General features: G+C 71.9%; 15 protein-coding genes and 3 tRNA genes. 15 read left to right on the top strand and 3 right to left on the bottom strand.

What is annotated here, in order from left to right:
* The 5 genes from kdpA to ACFVXG_RS12860 all read left to right on the top strand — a co-directional run bounded on the left by kdpA (nt 1) and on the right by ACFVXG_RS12860 (nt 7,999).
* Nucleotides 1-1,662, top strand: a complete 1,662-nt coding sequence (gene kdpA / locus ACFVXG_RS12840; RefSeq protein ID WP_387926923.1) for a potassium-transporting ATPase subunit KdpA — start codon at nt 1-3, stop codon at nt 1,660-1,662.
* Nucleotides 1,662-3,779, top strand: coding sequence for a potassium-transporting ATPase subunit KdpB (kdpB, locus tag ACFVXG_RS12845; RefSeq protein ID WP_387926925.1), 2,118 nt, complete (start codon nt 1,662-1,664; stop codon nt 3,777-3,779). The genes kdpA and kdpB overlap by 1 nt, the downstream gene beginning before the upstream one ends.
* A 21-nt stretch (nt 3,780-3,800) precedes the next feature.
* A complete protein-coding gene (kdpC, locus tag ACFVXG_RS12850; protein ID WP_387926927.1) occupies nt 3,801-4,430 on the top strand; it encodes a potassium-transporting ATPase subunit KdpC in 630 nt (209 codons plus the stop codon).
* 214 nt (nt 4,431-4,644) lie between these two features.
* The gene (locus ACFVXG_RS12855; protein ID WP_387926929.1) at nt 4,645-7,311 is read left to right on the top strand and encodes an ATP-binding protein; all 2,667 of its coding nucleotides are present in this window, start codon (nt 4,645-4,647) and stop codon (nt 7,309-7,311) included.
* Nucleotides 7,304-7,999: a response regulator gene (locus tag ACFVXG_RS12860; protein ID WP_350503621.1), complete on the top strand. Its 696-nt coding sequence runs from the start codon at nt 7,304-7,306 to the stop codon at nt 7,997-7,999. The genes ACFVXG_RS12855 and ACFVXG_RS12860 overlap by 8 nt, the downstream gene beginning before the upstream one ends.
* 305 nt (nt 8,000-8,304) lie before the next feature.
* Here the strand turns inward: ACFVXG_RS12860 and ACFVXG_RS12865 are convergent, their stop codons facing one another.
* The gene (locus tag ACFVXG_RS12865) at nt 8,305-9,573 is read right to left on the bottom strand and encodes a hydrolase (RefSeq protein WP_387926931.1); all 1,269 of its coding nucleotides are present in this window, start codon (nt 9,571-9,573) and stop codon (nt 8,305-8,307) included.
* 261 nt (nt 9,574-9,834) lie between these two features.
* Between ACFVXG_RS12865 and ACFVXG_RS12870 the strand changes: the two genes are divergently transcribed.
* From ACFVXG_RS12870 to ACFVXG_RS12905, 8 genes are all read left to right on the top strand, one after another.
* Nucleotides 9,835-9,907 (top strand) — tRNA-Thr (locus ACFVXG_RS12870).
* Between the two features lie 44 nt (nt 9,908-9,951).
* Nucleotides 9,952-10,024 (top strand) — tRNA-Met (locus ACFVXG_RS12875).
* 83 nt (nt 10,025-10,107) lie between these two features.
* A complete protein-coding gene (gene rpmG / locus ACFVXG_RS12880) occupies nt 10,108-10,272 on the top strand; it encodes a 50S ribosomal protein L33 (RefSeq protein WP_006604855.1) in 165 nt (54 codons plus the stop codon).
* Between the two features lie 165 nt (nt 10,273-10,437).
* Complete coding sequence (locus ACFVXG_RS12885; RefSeq protein ID WP_387926932.1) at nt 10,438-10,896, top strand: MaoC family dehydratase N-terminal domain-containing protein; 459 nt, start codon at nt 10,438-10,440, stop codon at nt 10,894-10,896.
* A gap of 5 nt (nt 10,897-10,901) precedes the next feature.
* Nucleotides 10,902-11,324: a MaoC family dehydratase gene (locus tag ACFVXG_RS12890; RefSeq protein WP_387926934.1), complete on the top strand. Its 423-nt coding sequence runs from the start codon at nt 10,902-10,904 to the stop codon at nt 11,322-11,324.
* A gap of 159 nt (nt 11,325-11,483) precedes the next feature.
* Nucleotides 11,484-12,026, top strand: coding sequence for a TetR/AcrR family transcriptional regulator (locus ACFVXG_RS12895; RefSeq protein WP_387927155.1), 543 nt, complete (start codon nt 11,484-11,486; stop codon nt 12,024-12,026).
* Between the two features lie 89 nt (nt 12,027-12,115).
* On the top strand, nt 12,116-13,747 hold the full coding sequence (locus ACFVXG_RS12900) for an MFS transporter (RefSeq protein ID WP_387926935.1): 1,632 nt from the start codon (nt 12,116-12,118) through the stop codon (nt 13,745-13,747).
* A 57-nt stretch (nt 13,748-13,804) separates the two neighbouring features.
* Nucleotides 13,805-14,854, top strand: coding sequence for a UDP-N-acetylmuramate dehydrogenase (locus ACFVXG_RS12905; RefSeq protein WP_387926936.1), 1,050 nt, complete (start codon nt 13,805-13,807; stop codon nt 14,852-14,854).
* Between the two features lie 6 nt (nt 14,855-14,860).
* Here the strand turns inward: ACFVXG_RS12905 and ACFVXG_RS12910 are convergent, their stop codons facing one another.
* Both ACFVXG_RS12910 and ACFVXG_RS12915 read right to left on the bottom strand, forming a co-directional pair.
* The gene (locus tag ACFVXG_RS12910; protein WP_387926937.1) at nt 14,861-15,904 is read right to left on the bottom strand and encodes an adenosine deaminase; all 1,044 of its coding nucleotides are present in this window, start codon (nt 15,902-15,904) and stop codon (nt 14,861-14,863) included.
* Nucleotides 15,905-16,020: 116 nt separating this feature from the next.
* Entirely contained in the window at nt 16,021-17,268 is a 1,248-nt protein-coding gene (locus ACFVXG_RS12915) for a pyridoxal phosphate-dependent aminotransferase (RefSeq protein ID WP_387926939.1), read from the bottom strand.
* Between the two features lie 306 nt (nt 17,269-17,574).
* Between ACFVXG_RS12915 and ACFVXG_RS12920 the strand changes: the two genes are divergently transcribed.
* Nucleotides 17,575-17,647: transfer RNA gene (locus tag ACFVXG_RS12920), tRNA-Trp, on the top strand.
* A 150-nt stretch (nt 17,648-17,797) separates the two neighbouring features.
* Entirely contained in the window at nt 17,798-18,124 is a 327-nt protein-coding gene (secE, locus tag ACFVXG_RS12925) for a preprotein translocase subunit SecE (RefSeq protein ID WP_360226154.1), read from the top strand.
* The last annotated feature ends 45 nt before the right edge of the window (nt 18,125-18,169 follow it).

Raw genomic sequence — 18,169 nt, forward strand, 5'->3', positions numbered from 1 at the left:
ATGGGATCCACTCTCGCGGGCTGGTTGCAGGCCCTCGCCCTCGTCGGCGCGCTGGCCCTGTGCTACCGCCCCCTCGGCGACTACATCGCCAAGCTCCTCACCACCCCCAAGCACCTCAGAGTCGAGCGCGGCATCTACAAGGTGATCGGCGTCGACGGTGACGCCGATCAGCGTTGGTCGGTGTACCTGCGCTCGGTGCTGGCCTTCTCGGCCGTCTCGGTGCTCTTCCTCTACGGCCTGATCCGGCTCCAGGGCTACCTGCTGCTGAACCTGGGCGTTCCGCAGATGGAGGGCCACCAGGCCTGGAACACCGCGATCTCCTTCGTCACCAACACCAACTGGCAGTCCTACAGCGGCGAGTCCGCGATGGGCCACCTGGTGCAGATGGCGGGCCTGGCGGTGCAGAACTTCGTCTCCGCGGCCGTCGGCATCGCCGTCGTCGCCGCGCTGATCCGGGGCTTCACGCGCAACAAGACCGACCGGGTCGGCAACTTCTGGGTGGACCTGGTCCGGATCAACCTGCGGCTGCTGCTGCCGCTGGCGTTCGTCTTCGCCCTGGTCCTGGCCGCCAACGGCCTGATCCAGAACTTCCACGGCTTCACCGAGGCGCACACCCTCACCGGTGAGATCCAGAAGATCCCGGGTGGCCCGGTGGCCTCCCAGGAGGTCATCAAGGAGCTCGGCACCAACGGTGGCGGCTTCTTCAACGCGAACTCCTCGCACCCGTTCGAGAACTCGACCGGTTTCACCAACTGGCTGGAGATCTTCCTCATCCTGCTGGTCCCGTTCGCCCTGCCGCGGACCTTCGGCCGGATGGTGGGCGACAACCGCCAGGGCTACGCGATCGTCGCGGTGATGGGTCTGTTCTGGGTGGCCTCGACCGCCCTGATGACCTTCGCCGAGTCGCAGCACCACGGCACCGCCCTGCAGGCCGCGGGCAGCGCGATGGAGGGCAAGGAGCAGCGCTTCGGGATCGCGGCCAGCGCCTTGTTCGCCACGTCGACCACGCTGACCTCGACCGGTGCGGTGAACTCGTTCCACGACTCGTACACGCCGTTCGGCGGCGGTCTGACGATCTTCAACATGATGCTGGGCGAGATCGCGCCCGGCGGTGTGGGCTCCGGCCTGTACGGCATGCTGATCCTCGCCGTCGTGGCGGTGTTCGTCGCCGGTCTGATGGTCGGCCGCACCCCCGAGTACCTGGGCAAGAAGCTCGGCGGCCGCGAGATGAAGTTCGCCTCGCTGTACATCCTCACCACCCCGACCCTCGTGCTGGTCGGCACCGGTGTGGCGATGGCCCTGCCGGGTGAGCGGGCCGGGATGCTCAACTCGGGTGCCCACGGCTTCTCCGAGGTGCTGTACGCCTTCACCTCGGCCGCCAACAACAACGGTTCGGCGTTCGCCGGCATCACCGTCAACACCGACTGGTACGACACCGCGCTCGGTCTGGCGATGGTCTTCGGCCGCTTCCTGCCGATCGTCTTCGTCCTGGCGCTGGCGGGCTCGCTCGCCCAGCAGCAGCCGGTTCCGGCCACTCCGGGCACCCTGCCCACCCACAAGCCGCTGTTCGTGGGCCTCCTGTCGGGCGTGATCCTGATCGTCGTCGGCCTCACCTACTTCCCGGCCCTGGCCCTCGGGCCGCTCGCGGAAGGTCTCTCCTGATGTCCACCCCTACGCTCAACCCCGCACCGGCCGACGACAAGGCCGAGCCCGCCGCGCCGCACAGAGTGCAGAGCGGCCTCCTCGACCCGAAGCTGATCCTCGCGTCCCTGCCGGACGCGGTGAAGAAGCTCGACCCCCGGGTGATGGTCAAGAACCCGGTGATGTTCGTGGTCGAGGTGGGCTCGGTGGTCACCACCGTCTCCGCGATCGCCAGCCCGTCCGTGTTCGCCTGGGCGATCACCGTCTGGCTCTGGCTCACCACGATCTTCGCCAACCTGGCGGAGGCCGTCGCCGAGGGCCGCGGCAAGGCCCAGGCCGACACCCTGCGCAAGACCAAGACCGAGAGCGTCGCCCGCCGGCTCACCAACTGGCCCGCCACCCAGGACGAGGAGGAGGTGCCCGGCACCGCGCTCCAGCTCGGTGACCACGTGGTGGTCGAGGCCGGGCAGGTCATCCCCGGTGACGGCGACGTGGTCGAGGGCGTCGCGTCCGTCGACGAGTCGGCGATCACCGGTGAGTCCGCGCCGGTCATCCGCGAGTCCGGCGGCGACCGCTCCGCGGTGACCGGCGGCACCAAGGTGCTGTCCGACCGGATCGTGGTGAAGATCGCCTCGGAGCCCGGCAAGTCCTTCATCGACCGGATGATCGCCCTGGTCGAGGGCGCCGCCCGGCAGAAGACGCCGAACGAGATCGCGCTCAACATCCTGCTGGCCTCGCTGACCATCGTCTTCCTGGTCGCGGTCGTCACCCTCCAGCCGATGGCCACCTTCGCGGGCGCCCCGCAGTCGATGATCGTCCTGGTCGCCCTGATCGTGGCGCTCATCCCGACCACCATCGGCGCGCTGCTCTCCGCGATCGGCATCGCGGGCATGGACCGCCTGGTCCAGCGCAACGTGCTGGCGATGTCCGGCCGTGCCGTCGAGGCCGCCGGCGACGTCAACACCCTGCTGCTCGACAAGACCGGCACCATCACCCTGGGCAACCGCCAGGCCGCCGAGTTCCTGCCCGCCCCGGGCGTGAGCACCGACGAACTGGCCAGCGCCGCCCAGCTCTCCTCCCTCGCGGACGAGACCCCCGAGGGCCGCTCGATCGTGGTCCTGGCCAAGACCGAGTACGGTCTGCGGGCCCGCGCCCAGGGCGAGCTGACGCACGCCACGTGGGTCCCGTTCACCGCCCAGACCCGCATGTCGGGTGTGGACCTGGACGAGGCCGACGGCGTCCACCAGGTCCGCAAGGGCGCGGCCGGCTCGGTCTCCAACTGGGTGACGGAGAACGGCGGTTCGGTCGGCGACGAGGTCGCCACCCTGGTCGACGGCATCTCCGCGGCCGGTGGCACCCCGCTGGTGGTGGCCACCAAGGTCGGCAGCAAGCCCGCCCGCGTCCTGGGTGTCATCCACCTCAAGGACGTGGTCAAGGAGGGCATGCGGGAGCGCTTCGACGAGCTCCGCCGGATGGGCATCAAGACCATCATGATCACGGGCGACAACCCGCTGACCGCCAAGGCGATCGCGGAGGAGGCCGGCGTGGACGACTTCCTCGCCGAGGCCACGCCCGAGGACAAGATGGCCCTGATCAAGAAGGAGCAGGAGGGCGGCAAGCTGGTCGCGATGACCGGCGACGGCACCAACGACGCCCCCGCGCTCGCCCAGGCCGACGTCGGCGTCGCGATGAACACCGGGACCATGGCGGCCAAGGAGGCCGGCAACATGGTCGACCTGGACTCCAACCCGACCAAGCTGATCGAGATCGTGGAGATCGGCAAGCAGCTGCTGATCACCCGCGGTGCGCTGACCACCTTCTCGATCGCCAACGACGTGGCCAAGTACTTCGCGATCATCCCCGCGATGTTCGCCGGGGTCTACCCGGGCCTGAGCCACCTCAACATCATGGGCCTGCACAGCCCGCAGTCCGCGATCACCTCGGCGATCATCTTCAACGCCCTGGTCATCATCGGCCTGATCCCGCTCGCCCTGCGGGGTGTGAAGTACCGCCCGTCCGACGCCAGTTCGCTGCTGCGCCGCAACATCGGGATCTACGGCTTCGGCGGTCTGGTGGTGCCGTTCGTCGGCATCAAGCTGATCGACCTGATCGTCCAGTTCATCCCCGGCCTCAGCTGACGCAGGGAAGGAGAAAACATCATGTCCAAGCCCCTGCCGACGACCGTCCGTACCCACTGGACCGCGCTGCGCGTGCTGCTCGTGCTCACGGTGATCCTCGGAGTCGCCTACCCGCTGCTGGTCACCGGGATCAGCCAGGTCGCGTTCAGCGACAAGGCCAACGGCTCGCTGGTGAAGTCCGACGGGAAGGTGATCGGTTCCAGCCTGCTCGGCCAGAACTACAACCTGCCCAAGAAGAACCCGGACGACAAGGAGGAGGTGGCCCAGCCGGACCCGAAGTGGTTCCAGCCCCGCCCCTCCGCCAACAGCTACGCCGGTGACAACTCCGGTGCCAGCAACCTCGGTCCGAACAGCGACGACCTGCTGAAGGCCGTCAACGACCGCCGCAAGTCCGTCGCCGAGTTCGACGGCGTCGACCCGGCGAGCGTCCCGGTGGACGCGCTGACCGCCTCCGGCTCCGGCCTCGACCCGCACATCTCGGTGGCCTACGCCAAGGAGCAGGTCAACCGGGTCGCCAAGGAGCGCAAGCTCCCGGTGGAGACGGTCGCCAAGCTGGTCGACACCTACACCGAGGGCCGCTCGCTCGGCTTCCTCGGGCAGGAGGGCGTCAACGTCGTCCTGCTCAACAAGGCCGTCAGCGAAGCGAAGTGACCGAGTCGAAGTGACCGAGTCGAAGTGACTGAGCCGATGTGGCCGAGTCGACGTGACCGAGCAGAAGTGATCGGACAGTGACACCGGACGACATACCAGGATGACCGGGCCGGCCCGGGCGCGGGAGGATGCTCCCCGCGCCCGGGTCGGCCGCCCCGTATCCGCAGACGCGTACCGCCCAGCCGCCACCTCCTGATGGAAAGAAGCAGTGCCCATGGCCCGCGACCTCACCCCCGGCTCCGGCATCCGCACCGGTCGGCTGAGGGTGTACCTCGGCTCCGCCCCGGGGGTCGGCAAGACGTACCGGATGCTGGACGAGGCCCGGCGCAGACAGGAGCGCGGGGCCGATGTCGTGGTCGGGTACATCGAGTGCCACGGCCGCCGGCACACCGAGGCCATGACCGACGGCCTGGAGGTCCTGCCGCGGGTCCACCGCTCGTACCGCGACGCCGAGTTCGAGGAGATGGACCTCGAAGGGGTGCTCGCCCGCCGCCCGTCCGTCGTCCTGGTCGACGAGCTGGCGCACACCAACATCCCCGGCGGCCGCCACGCCAAGCGCTGGCAGGACGTCGAGGACCTGCTCGCCGCCGGGATCGACGTCATCACGACCGTCAACATCCAGCACCTGGAATCGCTGAACGACGTCGTCCAGAAGATCACCGGCATCCCGCAGCGCGAGACCGTCCCGGACGAGGTGGTCCGCCGGGCCGACCAGCTCGAACTCGTCGACATGGCGCCGCAGGCGCTGCGCCGGCGCATGGCCCATGGCAACGTCTACAAGGCGGAGAAGGTGGACGCCGCGCTCTCCAACTACTTCCGGGTCGGCAACCTCACCGCCCTGCGCGAGCTCGCCCTGCTCTGGGTGGCCGGGCGGGTGGACGAGGGGCTGCGCGACTACCGGGCCAGCCACAACATCGACCGGGTCTGGGAGACCCGCGAGCGGGTGGTGGTCGCCCTCACCGGCGGCCCGGAGGGCGAGACCCTGATCAGAAGGGCCGCCCGGATCGCCGACCGCACCGCCGGCGGCGACCTGCTGGCCGTGCACGTCACCCGCAGCGACGGCCTGGCCGGCGCCTCCTCCGGCGCGCTCGCCCAGCAGCGGCAGCTGGTCGAGACCCTCGGCGGCAGCTACCACGTGGTGGTCGGCGACGACATCCCCACCGCGCTGCTGGCCTTCGCCCGCGCCCACGACGCGACCCAGCTGGTGCTCGGCACCAGCCGCCGCGGCCGGATCAACCGCTTCCTCACCGGCCCCGGCATCGGCGAGACCACCGTGGACGCCTCCGAGGACATCGACGTCCACATGGTCACCCACGAGTTCACCGGCCGCGGCCGGCTGCCCTCGCTGGGCCGGCGCCACTCCCGGCGCCGCACCATCGCCGGCTACCTGGCCGGCCTCGTCATCCCCTGGCTGCTCACCGCGGTGCTCTCCCAGGCGCACGCCACCATCAACCTCACCACCGACGCGCTGATCTTCCAGCTCGGCGTGGTCATCGTCGCCCTGCTCGGCGGCGCGATGTCCGCCCTGCTGGCCGCGTTCATCGCCTCGGTGCTGCTGAACTACTACTTCATCCCGCCGGTCCACAGCCTGACCATCGGCGAGACCAACAACATCGTCGCCCTGGTGGTGTTCGCCGCCATCGCGCTCGCCGTCTCCACCGTGGTCGACCACGCCGGCCGGCTCACCACCCGGGCCGCCCGGGCCACCGCCGAGGCCGAGACCCTCTCCACCCTGGCCGGCAGCGTGCTGCGCGGCGCCGACGCGCTGCCCGCCCTGCTGGAGAAGTCCCGGACGGCCTTCGGCATGCAGACCGTCACGCTGCTCTCCCGCTCCGACCGCGAGGTGCTCGCCCACAGCGAGGCCGAGCACCCGGACGACGAGGGGGTGCAGCACGAGACCACCGAGGTCCCGGTCGGCGTCGACGCCGTCCTGGTCCTCACCGGCCGCCGGCTGCCCGCCGCCGACCAGCGGGTGCTCACCGCCTTCGCCGCCCACGTCGGCGCCGCGCTGGAGCGCGACCGGCTGGCCGTGGTCGCCGCCGAGGTCGAACCGATCAAGGCCGCCGACCGGATGCGCACCGCGCTGCTCGCCGCCGTCAGCCACGACCTGCGCACCCCGCTGGCCGCCGCCCGCGCCTCGGTCGGCTCGCTGCTCAGCCCCGACGTCGAGTTCTCGCCCGAGGACCAGACCGAACTCCTCGAAACCGCCGACGAATCGCTGGTCAAGCTCACCCGGCTGGTGGACAACCTGCTCGACATGAGCCGCCTCCAGGCCGGCGCGCTCACCCTGCACCTCACCGAGACCCACCTGGACGAGATCCTGCCCCGGGCGCTCGACAGCCTCCCGGACCCGTACGCGCCGGTCCAGCCGCTCGACCTGGACACCGCCCCGCCGGTGCTCGCCGACCCGCCGCTGCTGGAGCGGGTGCTCGCCAACGTGATCACCAACGCGCTGCGCTACAACGCCCCCGGCGCGCCCGTCCTGGTCACCGCCAGCCACCACGCCGACCAGGTCGAGATCCGGGTGATCGACCGCGGCCCCGGCATCGCCCCCGCGGACCGCGACCGGGTCTTCCTGCCCTTCCAGCGCCTCGGCGACACCGACAACACCACCGGGGTCGGCCTCGGCCTGGCCCTCTCCCGCGGCCTCGCCGAGGCCATGGGCGGCAGCCTGGAGGTGGAGGACACCCCCGGGGGCGGCACCACGATGCTGCTGACCCTGCCCGCTGCCGAGCCCGAGCCTGAGCCCGCGCCCGAGCCCGAGCCCGAGCCCGCCGTCACCGAGCCGGCTGCCACCGAGCCCGCCGCCACCGAGCCCGCCAACGAGCCCGCCGCCACCGAGCACCGCGCCCCCGGGGAGGAGCCACCGCACCATGAGTGAGCACACCATCGAGAACTGCGAGATCCTCGTCGTCGACGACGAGCCGGCCCTGCTGCGCACCCTGCGGATCAACCTCAGCGCCCGGCAGTACGCCGTCCGCACCGCCGCCAGCGGCAGCGAGGCGCTCGACCGGGCCGCGCACTCCGCCCCGGACGCCGTCCTGCTCGACCTCGGCCTGCCCGACCTCGACGGCATGGACGTGCTGCGCGGACTGCGCACCCACAGCGCGGCGCCGATCATCGTGCTCTCCGGCCGCTCCGACGCCGCCGACAAGATCGGCGCCCTGGACGCGGGCGCCGACGACTACCTCACCAAGCCGTTCCTGATGGACGAACTGCTGGCCCGGTTAAGGGCGGTGCTGCGCCGGCCGCTGGGCGCGGTGCCGCCGGGCCGTCCGGTGATCGGCGACCACACCGTCGACCTCGCGGCCACCACGGTGGTCGGGCCGGGCGGCCCGGTGCGGCTCACCCCGACCGAGTGGCGGATCCTCAGCCTGCTGCTCGCCAACCCCGGCCGGCTGGTGCCCGGGCGGCAGATCCTGCGCGAGGTGTGGGGACCGGCCCAGGAGGCGCGCGGCAACTACCTGCGGGTCTACCTCGCCGGGCTGCGTCGCAAGTTGGAGCGCGACCCGGCCCGGCCGCGGCACCTGATCACCGAGCCGGGGATCGGCTACCGGTACGTGCCGTAGGTGCCGGTACGCGCCGTAGGGCCGGGTACCTGTCGGGGGGCGTCAACGAGCCGTCAAGAGCCGGTCGGTGGGCGACAGGGGAGCGTCAAGGCCGGTCGGGGGCGGTGTTCCGGGGCCGTAGTGTCAGTGCCGGAACGAGCGGTTCCCGCTCCGTGGGGGAAGTCCGGAGCCGCTCCAGCCGCCGGCCATGGGCGGCCAGTAGTGGGGGAGGGGCGCGCGACTCAGGTCGCGCGCCCCTTGGCTTTCCCCGGCTGGTTCTCCCCAGCTGGTCCTCCCCGGCTGGTCCTCCCCGGCGCTCCGCGCGCTCAGCAGTCCGCGCCGCCGGACTGCCGGGGCAGCGCCAGCGCCACGGTGTCCGCGAACTCCCGGACCGCGCTGGTCCGGCTGACCACCCGGCCGCTGTGCACCACCAGCCGGCTGTGCCCGCCCGCGAGCGCCCCGGCCAGGGAGTCCCCGCGCACCGCCAGCAGCTCCGCCGGGAACCCGGCGTCCACCCGGACCGGTGGCAGCCCGAGTGCCGCCCGGGCCTGGTTCGCCACCGCGTCGTACGCCGCGTCCGGGTCCAGCTCCCCGCTCGCCGCGAGCAGGTAGGCGGCCTCCAGCGGATCGGCCCGGCCGACCGGGTTGGACGGGTCCCGCAGGGCGCCGCTGCCCGCCGCCAGCGGCACCCGGGCCGCGGTCAACTCCCGTACCAGGCCCGGACGGAGGCCGGACAGACGGCCCTCCAGCCCGGTGCAGCCGCCGTTCTGCGGCAGCCAGACCACCCGCACCCCGCCGGTCGCCAGCACGGTGGCCCCGCCGCGGGCCAGCGCCCCGCACGGCCCGAGCGTCACCCGCGGCCGCAGCGGCGCCAGGGCGCCGACCAGCCGGGCGAGTTGGGGCGCGTCGGCGGCGGTGGTGTGCAGGTCCACCGGGCAGTCCGCCTCCCGGGCGGCCTCCAGCAGCAGCTGTACGTACCCGGCCGGGTCCGGGTCCAGCTCCGGGCAGCCGCCGGCCGCCGTGGCGCCCAGCTTGAGGGCCTCGCGCAGCTGGGCGCGCCCGTCCGCGCCGGCCCGGCCGGTGAGCAGCCGGGGCATCGCCACCGCCTGGAGCTCGGCCAGGCCCCGCAGCGCCTGGCGGGCGGTGAGCACCGCCTCCAGCTGGCGCAGCCCGTGCACGTCGCCGATCCGGACGTGGGTGCGCTGGGCGGTGGCGCCGTAGCCGAGCGAGGTGAGCGCGGCCTCGGTGACCCGGCGGGTGAGGTCGGCGGGGGTGTCCGGCGGCGGGGCGGGCAGGGCGGCGGAGAAGGCGCAGTCGTAGTGGGCGTGCGCCTCGGCGGGGGCCGGGAGCAGCAGGTAGCCCTTGAGGTCGATCCGGGCGCCGGTGGTGACGGTGGGGGCGCCGGGCAGGGCGGGCAGCGGCCCGAGGCTGCCGACGGTGCCGACCGCCTGGATCCGGTCGCCGCTGACCCGTACGTCCACCACGCGCCCGTCGGCCAGCCGGGCCCCGGTGAGCAGGAGGACCGGGCCGTGCCCGAGCGGGTTGGCCGCCGGGCCGGGCCCCGAGTGCGACCCGTCGGCGGCTGCGCTGTCCATCGCCGGCTCCTTCTCGCGCTGGCCAGTGGGCCCGTGGGGGGATCGGCCGGTGCCCCGGCCAATGAGCGTCGAGCCTATGGCGCACGGGGGCGGGGCGCCGGGAGGCGGGCAATAGTCGTATCGGCTCGGGGCGCACGGCGCGCGGGCCGATCGAACGCCCGGCCTTGGATCGTCCGTCCGTGCACCTCGCCGACCTGCGGTCTTCGGTCCGGGATACGGATTTCACCTCTGGGCGCGGAACGTGTAATCTCTTCCTCGTTCGCCCCTATAGCTCAGTCGGTAGAGCGTCTCCATGGTAAGGAGAAGGTCTGCGGTTCGATTCCGCATGGGGGCTCTGGTGAAAGGTGGTTCGGCTTCGGCTGTGCTGCTGATCACTGTGGCGGTGTAGCTCAGTTGGTAGAGCAAGCGGCTCATAATCGCTGTGTCACCGGTTCAAGTCCGGTCACCGCTACCCCGCGTAGTCGGTCGGGAGATCGCACTCCCGGTCGGCTACTCTTGTTGTGTTCTTATTCGTTGTCCAAGGAAGGCACTCCCGTGGCTGCCACCGATGTCCGCCCGAAGATCACGCTGGCCTGCGTGGAGTGCAAGGAGCGGAACTACATCACCAAGAAGAACCGGCGTAACGACCCGGACCGTCTTGAGATGAAGAAGCACTGCCCCCGCTGCAACTCGCACACCGCGCACCGCGAGACCCGCTGACCCTGTCGCAGGGCACCGGGCCTGTGTGAACCAGGTCTTCGACTCCGGGCCGTATCCCTCAACAGGGGATGCGGCCCGGAGTCTTTTTTCGTACCCGTACGCGTACCCGTACGGTCTCCACCCGCGTTTCCACCCGCGTTTCCACCCGCCTTCCGAGGAGCTGCCGTGGCACTCGACCCCTCTTTCATCGGGCGTAGTTACCCGCCCACCGCGCCGTACGAGGTCGGCCGGGAGAAGATCCGCGAGTTCGCGGTCGCGATCGGGGACGCCAACCCGGCGTACACCGACGCGGAGGCCGCGAAGGCGCTGGGCCACCGGGACGTGATCGCCCCGCCGACCTTCCCGTTCGCGATCGCCTTCCAGGCGGCCGGCCAGGTCGTCGAGGACCCGGAGCTGGGCCTGGACTACAGCCGGGTGGTGCACGGTGACCAGAAGTTCCTGTACAGCCGCCCGGTGCTGGCCGGCGATCGGCTGACGGTCGCGGTGACCATCGACAACATCAAGTCGCTGGCGGGCAACGACGTGCTCACCGTGCGCGGCGAGGTGGCGGACGAGACCGGCGAGCACGTGGTGACGGCGATCATGACGCTGGTGGCCCGGGCCGCCGACGAGGCGGGGGAGTGAGCGCGATGGCGATCAGCTACGACGAGGTCGAGGTCGGCACCCAGCTGCCGGCGCAGTCCTTCCCGGTGACCCGCGCCACGCTGGTGCAGTACGCGGGCGCCTCCGGTGACTTCAACCCGATCCACTGGAACGAGAAGTTCGCGCTGGAGGTCGGCCTGCCCGACGTCATCGCGCACGGCATGTTCACCATGGCCGCGGCGATCCGGGTGGTCACCGACTGGGTCGGCGACCCGGCCGCGGTGGTCGAGTACGGCGTCCGCTTCACCCGGCCGGTGCCGGTGCCGAACGACGGGGTCGGCTCGGTGATCGAGGTCTCCGCCAAGGTCGCCAAGAAGCTGGACGACCGCAAGGTGCAGGTCGACCTGCTGGCCACCTTCGGCGGCCAGAAGGTGCTGGGGATGTCCCGGGCGGTCGTCCGGCTCGCCTGAGGCGTTCGTCACTCCCGGCCGCCCCGGGGCCCGTTCGACGTGCTCCGGGGCGGCCGGGTTCCCGGCTCGTTCTCGGGCCCGTTCTCCGGGGTGGCGGGCCCCTTGCGGAGATAGTGATTGGTCACTAACTTAGGGCTCGTGGCGAAGACGAGCATGCGGATGAGTGCGGAGGAGCGGCGCGAGAGCGTCATCCGGGCCGCGATGATCGAGTTCGCCAGGAACGGCTACCGGGGCACGTCCACCGAGACGATCGCCCGTCGGGTGGGCGTCTCCCAGCCGTACCTGTTCCGGCTGTTCCCGGGAAAGCAGGCGATCTTCACGGCCGCCGCCGAGCGCTGCATCGAGGAGACCTGGAAGGTCTTCGACGAGGCGTCGGCCGGACTGACCGGCGAGGAGGCCGCCGCGAAGATGTCCGAGGCCTACATGGGCCTGGTCGAGGACGGCGAGCAGCTGATGATGCAGATGCAGCTCTACGTCTCGGTGTTCGCCTCCCGGATGGCCGGCGAGGACGAGATCGGCGAGACCGCCCGGCGGCTGTGGGGGGAGCTGTTCGAGCGGGTGCGGGAGCGGGTCGGCGGCGACATGCAGGGGACCACCGAGTTCTTCGCGTACGGGATGCTGATCAACACCCTGGTGGCGCTGGGCTTCCCCCGGGACCACCGGATCTGGGACGGCTTCGGCGAGCGGGAGGAAGCCGGGTAGCGGGTCGCGCGGCGCAGTCCGTGCGGCCCTTTTTCCGGGCCTCGAAAGTTAGTGATCAATAACTATCCGGGAAACCCTGGGGGGAACACATGACGGAGAACACAGCGGGGAGCACGACCGGGAGAGCGGTCGCGAAGGCGGCCGGGGCCGGGGCCGAGGTCGAGGTCGAGGTCGGGGCCGAGGTCGCGACGGAGCAGCCGGGCCTCGGCCGCACCGGCGTCTGGACGCTGGTGATCACCAGCCTCGCGGGCTTCATGGCCGCCCTGGACAACCTGGTTGTCACCACCGCGCTGCCCTCCATCCGCGAGGAGCTCGGCGGCGGGCTGTCCGACCTGGAGTGGACGGTCAGCGCCTACACCCTGTCCTTCGCCGTGCTGCTGATGTTCGGCGCGGCGCTCGGCGACCGCTTCGGCCGCCGCCGGATGTTCGTGATCGGGCTCACGCTCTTCACCGTCGGCTCGGCCGCGGCCGCGCTCTCGCCCGGCATCGGCGAGCTGATCGCCGCCCGCGCCGTCCAGGGCGTCGGAGCCGCGGTGTCGATGCCGCTCACCCTCACCCTGCTGACCGCCGCCATCCCGGCGGCCAAGCGCGGGATGGCCTTCGGCATCTGGGCCGGCGTCAACGGCCTCGCCATCGCCACCGGGCCGCTGGTCGGCGGCACCCTGACGGCGAACTTCTCCTGGCAGTGGATCTTCTGGGTGAACGTCCCGGTCGGCGTCGTCCTGGTGCCGCTGGCGGCGTGGAAGCTGCGCGAGAGCCGGGGCGCCGGCCCGGCCCTGGACGCGGTCGGCACGGTGCTGGTCAGCCTCGGCCTGTTCGGCGTCGTGCTCGGCCTGATCCGCGGCAACCCGGACGGCTGGACCAGCCCGCTGGTGCTGGGCTCGCTGGCCGGCGGCCTGGTGCTGCTGGTCGCCTTCGTCCGGTACGAGCAGCGCGGCGCCGCGCACCCGATGCTCCCGATGCGGCTGTTCCGCAACCGGACCTTCACCGCCGTCAACGCCTCCGGTCTGCTGATGTCGCTGGGGATGTTCGGCTCGATCTTCCTGATCAGCCAGCACCTGCAGACCGTGGGCGGCTACACCCCGGAGGAGGCCGGGATCCGGATGCTCCCGTGGACCGGGGTGGGGCTGATCGTCGCGCCGGTCGCCGGCATCCTGGCCGACCGCTTCGGCGGCCGCCTGATCGTGGTGGCTGGACTGGTGCTGCAGGGCGTCGGCCTGGCGCTGTACGCGGCGATCAACGCCGGGCTCGGGCACTACGCGTACGGTCCGGTGGTGCCCGCCGTGGTGATGTGCGGGATCGGCATGTCGATGTACTTCGCGCCGACCGCCGCCCTGGTGATGGACAGCGTCCGGCCGGAGGAGCAGGGCATCGCCTCCGGCGCCAACAACGCGCTGCGCGAGGTCGGCGGCGCGCTCGGGGTGGCCGTGCTGGCGGCGGTGTTCTCGGAGCAGGGCGGCGACGGCTCGGCGGGGACCTTCGTCGACGCGATGGGGCCCGCGCTGTACGTCGGCGCCGGGGTGGTGCTGGCGGCCGGGGCTTGCGCGCTGCTGCTGCCGCGCCGGGCGAAGGCGGCCGAGGCGCCGGTGGTCGACCCGGCCGCGGCTGAGCAGGCCGCAGTGATCGAGCAGGCCGCGGTGATCGAGGAGGCCGCGGCGCCCGAGCAGGCCGCGGCGCCCGAGGACGGGCAGCCCGTCCCGGCCGAGGCCTCGACGGCCTGACGGGTGGGGCGCGGGTCACGGGGGCGGCCGAGCGGCCGCCCCCGTCCCCGTACGCTGGTGGGCGTGCTGGTAGAAAACGACGCCCCCCTCGCCCCGCTCACCACGCTCCGGCTCGGCGGCCCGGCCCGTCGGCTGGTGACCGCCCACACCGACGACGAGGTGATCGCCGCCGTCCGCGAGGCCGACGCGGCCGGCGAGCCGCTGCTGGTCCTCGGCGGCGGCTCCAACCTGGTGATCGGCGACGCCGGCTTCCCCGGCACGGTGCTGCGGATCGCCACCACCGGGTTCGCCCTGGACGGCACCGTGCTGGAGCTGGCGGCCGGCGAGGTGTGGTCGGAGGCGGTCGCCCGCGCGGTGCGCGAGCACGGCCTGGCCGGCATCGAGTTCCTGGCCGGCATCCCCGGCTCGGCCGGCGCGACCCCGGTGCAGAACGTCGGCGCGTACGGCCAGGAGGTGGCCCAGACGGTCACCGAGGTGGTCGCGTACGACCGCACGGCGGGCGAGGTGGTCACCCTGGGCAACGCCGAGTGCGAGTTCTCCTACCGGCACAGCCGCTTCAAGGCCCGGCCGGACCGCTACGTGGTGCTGCGGGTGCGGTTCGCCCTGGCGGACCACGCCGGGCTCTCCACCCCGGTGAAGTACGCCGAGGTGGCCAGGCACTTCGGCGTCGAGCAGGGCGAGCGGGTGCCGCTGGCCGAGGCGTACGACGCGGTGCTGGGGCTGCGCTCCGGCAAGGGCATGGTGCTGGACCCGGCGGACCACGACACCTGGTCGGCCGGCTCCTTCTTCACCAACCCGGTGCTCACCGCGGCGCAGTACGAGTCCTTCCGCACCCGCCCGGGCACCGAGAACGCCCCCGCCTACCCGGCCCCGGAGGGCTGCACCAAGACCTCGGCGGCCTGGCTGATCGACCGGGCGGGCTTCGGCAAGGGCTACGGCGACGGCCCGGCCACGCTCTCCACCAAGCACACCCTGGCGCTCACCAACCGCGGCGCGGCCACCGCCGAGGACCTGCTGGCCCTGGCCCGGGAGATCCGGGACGGGGTCCGCGAGGCCTTCGGGGTGGAGCTGGTGAACGAGCCCGTGATGGTGGGCGTCAAGCTCTAGCGGGCTCTAGCCGGCCGGGTGCCCGTCGACCAGCCAGGCGTCGATGTCCGCCAGCAGCTCCTTGCGGACGGCCTCCGGGGCGCACGAGCCGCGCACCGACTGCCGTGCCAGCTCGGCGAGTTCGGCGTCGCTGAAGCCCAGGGCGGCGCGCGCCAGTTCGTACTGGTCGGCCAGCCGGCTGCCGAACAGCAGCGGGTCGTCCGCGCCGAGCGCCAGCGGCACCCCGGCGTCGAACAGCCGGCGCAGCGGCACCTCGTCCGGGCTCTCGTAGACGCCGAGCGAGACGTTGGAGGACGGGCAGACCTCGCAGGTGATCTGGCGGTCCGCCAGCCGGGCCATCAGCCGCGGGTCCTCGGCGGCCCGCACGCCGTGGCCGATCCGGCCGGCGCCCAGGTCGTCCAGGCAGTCCCGGACGGACTCCGGCCCGGCCAGCTCGCCGCCGTGCGGGGCGGCCAGCAGTCCGCCCTTGCGGGCGATCTCGAAGGCCCGGTCGAAGTCCCGGGCCAGGCCGCGGCGCTCGTCGTTGGAGAGGCCGAAGCCGACCACGCCGTGGTCGGCGTAGCGGACGGCGAGCCGGGCCAGCGTCCGGGCGTCCATCGGGGACTTCATCCGGTTCGCCGCGACCAGTACCCGGATGCCCACCCCGGTGGCCGCGGCGGCGTGCTCGACCGCGTCCAGGATCAGCTCCAGCGCGGGGATCAGCCCGCCCAGCCGGGGCGCGTAGGAGGTCGGGTCGACCTGGATCTCCAGCCAGCGGGAGCCGTCCCGCCGCTCGTCCTCGGCGGTCTCCAGGACCAGCCGGCGGATGTCCGACTCGTCCCGGAGCACCGAGCGGGCGGTGTCGTACAGGCGCTGGAAGCGGAACCAGCCGCGCTCGTCGGTGGCGCGCAGTTTGGGCGGCTCGCCGGAGCTGAGCGCCTCCGGCAGGCGAACGCCGTGCTTGTCGGCCAGCTCCAGCAGGGTGGCGGGCCGCATCGAGCCGGTGAAGTGCAGGTGCAGGTGGGCCTTCGGGAGGCCCCTGACGTCTCGCGGGTTCAACAGGCGTTCCATTTTCCGATACTGCCGTATGAGGCCCCCAAACGGGAACCGCCCTCTTTCCGTCCCCCGAAGGGGTGAAAGAGGGCGGTGTACCGGGTGAACCCAGTGCGTCGCGTTGACGGCGGACGTCAGTCGCGGGCCTCGCCGAGCAGCTTCTGGAGCCGGCTGATGCCCTCGACCAGGTCCTCGTCGCCGAGCGCGTAGGAGAACCGCAGGTAGCCGGGGGTGCCGAAGGCCTCGCCCGGGACGGCGGCGACCTCGACCTCGTCCAGGATCAGGCTCGCCAGCTCGGCGGAGGTCTGCGGGCGCTGACCGCGGATCTCCTTGCCCAGCAGGCCCTTGACCGACGGGTAGGCGTAGAAGGCGCCCTCGGGCTCGGGGCAGATGACGCCCTCGATCTCGTTGAGCATCCGCACGATGGTCTTGCGGCGGCGGTCGAAGGCGGTGCGCATCTCGTGCACGGCGGAGAGGTCGCCGGCCACGGCGGCGATCGCGGCGCGCTGGGCGACGTTGGAGACGTTGGAGGTGGCGTGCGACTGCAGGTTGGTCGCGGCCTTGATCACGTCCTTGGGGCCGATCACCCAGCCCACCCGCCAGCCGGTCATCGCGTAGGTCTTGGCCACGCCGTTGACCACGATGCACTTGTCGGCCAGCTCGGGCAGCAGGGCCGGCAGCGAGGTGAAGGTCGCGTCGCCGTAGACCAGGTGCTCGTAGATCTCGTCGGTGAGCACCCACAGGCCGTGCTCCAGCGCCCAGCGGCCGATCGCCTCGGCCTCGTCCCGGGTGTACACCGCGCCGGTCGGGTTGGACGGCGAGACGAACAGCACCACCTTGGTGTTCTCGGTGCGGGCGGCCTCCAGCTGCTCGACCGAGACCTTGTAGCCGGTGGTCTCGTCCGCGACGACCTCCACCGGGACGCCGCCGGCCAGCTGGATCGACTCCGGGTAGGTGGTCCAGTACGGGGCCGGGACGATGACCTCGTCGCCCGGGTCCAGGATCGCCGCGAAGGCCTCGTAGATCGCCTGCTTGCCGCCGTTGGTGACCAGCACCTGGGAGGCGTCCACCTGGTAGCCGGAGTCGCGCAGCGTCTTGGCGGCGATCGCGGTCTTCAGCTCGGGCAGGCCACCCGCCGGGGTGTAACGGTGGTTCTTCGGGTCGCGGCAGGCCTCGACGGCCGCCTCGACGATGTAGTCCGGCGTGGGGAAGTCGGGCTCGCCGGCACCGAAGCCGATCACCGGGCGGCCGGCGGCCTTGAGGGCCTTGGCCTTGGCGTCCACGGCGAGGGTCGCGGACTCGGCGATCGCGCCGATCCGGGCGGAGACCCGGCGGTCGGCGGGGCGGATGGACTGGTCGGGCTGCGGGGTGGAAGCGCTCATGCCTGCATCGTCGCAGAACCGGGACGGACCGGGCATGGCGGTTTCAGCATCCGTACGGCTCCGTCCGCATGACGGCCCCCCGGCGGCCCCGACGGCCCCCGGCGATCCGCCGGTGTCCGCCCCACCGGGCCGGACATCCGCCGGGCGTCCGGCGGTCCTGGAAGAAGAGGTTCGACCAAACACCCCTCGACCACGTACACTCGCTCCTCGACGGCCCACCGAAAATGACCGGAGCTTTCACCGCCTGTACAGACAGCGGGGGGAGATGCGGTAGGTTGGTCGCCACCAGGAGCCGCGAGGTTCTGTAGGGCAATAGCTCAATTGGTAGAGCACCGGTCTCCAAAACCGGCGGTTGGGGGTTCGAGTCCCTCTTGCCCTGCTGCTTGACCCGTATTCAGCCCGTTCGCTCCACAGAGCGAGCGGGCTTGATGCGGAGAGGGCACCGATCAGCACCGCTTAAGCCGACCGCTCGTGCCTGAAACGGGTACGCAGGCGATGTTCGGCCGGACCCGGATTCAGGTGAGGACGAGTGACGGAGACCACGGGCTCCACCGCAACGCCTGAGAGCGGCAACCCCGAGGGGACCGACGGCGCTGCCGAGACCGCTGCTGTCGAGGGTGACAAGACCTCCGGCAAGCAGAAGAAGTCCGGCAAGCGGGCCAAGAAGGGCCTGTTCGCGCGAATGGGTCTGTTCTACCGCCAGATCATCGCCGAGCTGCGCAAGGTCGTCTGGCCCACTCGGAGCGAGCTCACCAACTACACCGCGGTCGTGGTGACCTTCGTCGTGGTCGTGATGGGCTTCGTCTACGGCCTCGACTACGGCTTCGCCAAGCTGAGCCTGCTGGTCTTCGGCTGATCGAGCCCCCACCTCCGAACCACCTCCCGACCCGGGCCGAATCAT

Origin of the sequence: Kitasatospora sp. NPDC058162, assembly GCF_042884005.1 — a bacterium.
GTDB lineage: Bacteria > Actinomycetota > Actinomycetes > Streptomycetales > Streptomycetaceae > Kitasatospora.

Coding starts and splice junctions, on each gene's coding strand:
- ACFVXG_RS12900 (WP_387926935.1), top strand. CDS start 12,116: ATGACGGAGAACACAGCGGGGAGCACGACCGGGAGAGCGGTCGCGAAG.
- kdpC (WP_387926927.1), top strand. CDS start 3,801: ATGTCCAAGCCCCTGCCGACGACCGTCCGTACCCACTGGACCGCGCTG.
- ACFVXG_RS12915 (WP_387926939.1), bottom strand. CDS start 17,268: ATGAGCGCTTCCACCCCGCAGCCCGACCAGTCCATCCGCCCCGCCGAC.
- ACFVXG_RS12910 (WP_387926937.1), bottom strand. CDS start 15,904: ATGGAACGCCTGTTGAACCCGCGAGACGTCAGGGGCCTCCCGAAGGCC.
- ACFVXG_RS12895 (WP_387927155.1), top strand. CDS start 11,484: ATGAGTGCGGAGGAGCGGCGCGAGAGCGTCATCCGGGCCGCGATGATC.
- ACFVXG_RS12860 (WP_350503621.1), top strand. CDS start 7,304: ATGAGTGAGCACACCATCGAGAACTGCGAGATCCTCGTCGTCGACGAC.
- kdpA (WP_387926923.1), top strand. CDS start 1: ATGGGATCCACTCTCGCGGGCTGGTTGCAGGCCCTCGCCCTCGTCGGC.
- ACFVXG_RS12865 (WP_387926931.1), bottom strand. CDS start 9,573: ATGGACAGCGCAGCCGCCGACGGGTCGCACTCGGGGCCCGGCCCGGCG.
- ACFVXG_RS12890 (WP_387926934.1), top strand. CDS start 10,902: ATGGCGATCAGCTACGACGAGGTCGAGGTCGGCACCCAGCTGCCGGCG.
- kdpB (WP_387926925.1), top strand. CDS start 1,662: ATGTCCACCCCTACGCTCAACCCCGCACCGGCCGACGACAAGGCCGAG.
- ACFVXG_RS12855 (WP_387926929.1), top strand. CDS start 4,645: ATGGCCCGCGACCTCACCCCCGGCTCCGGCATCCGCACCGGTCGGCTG.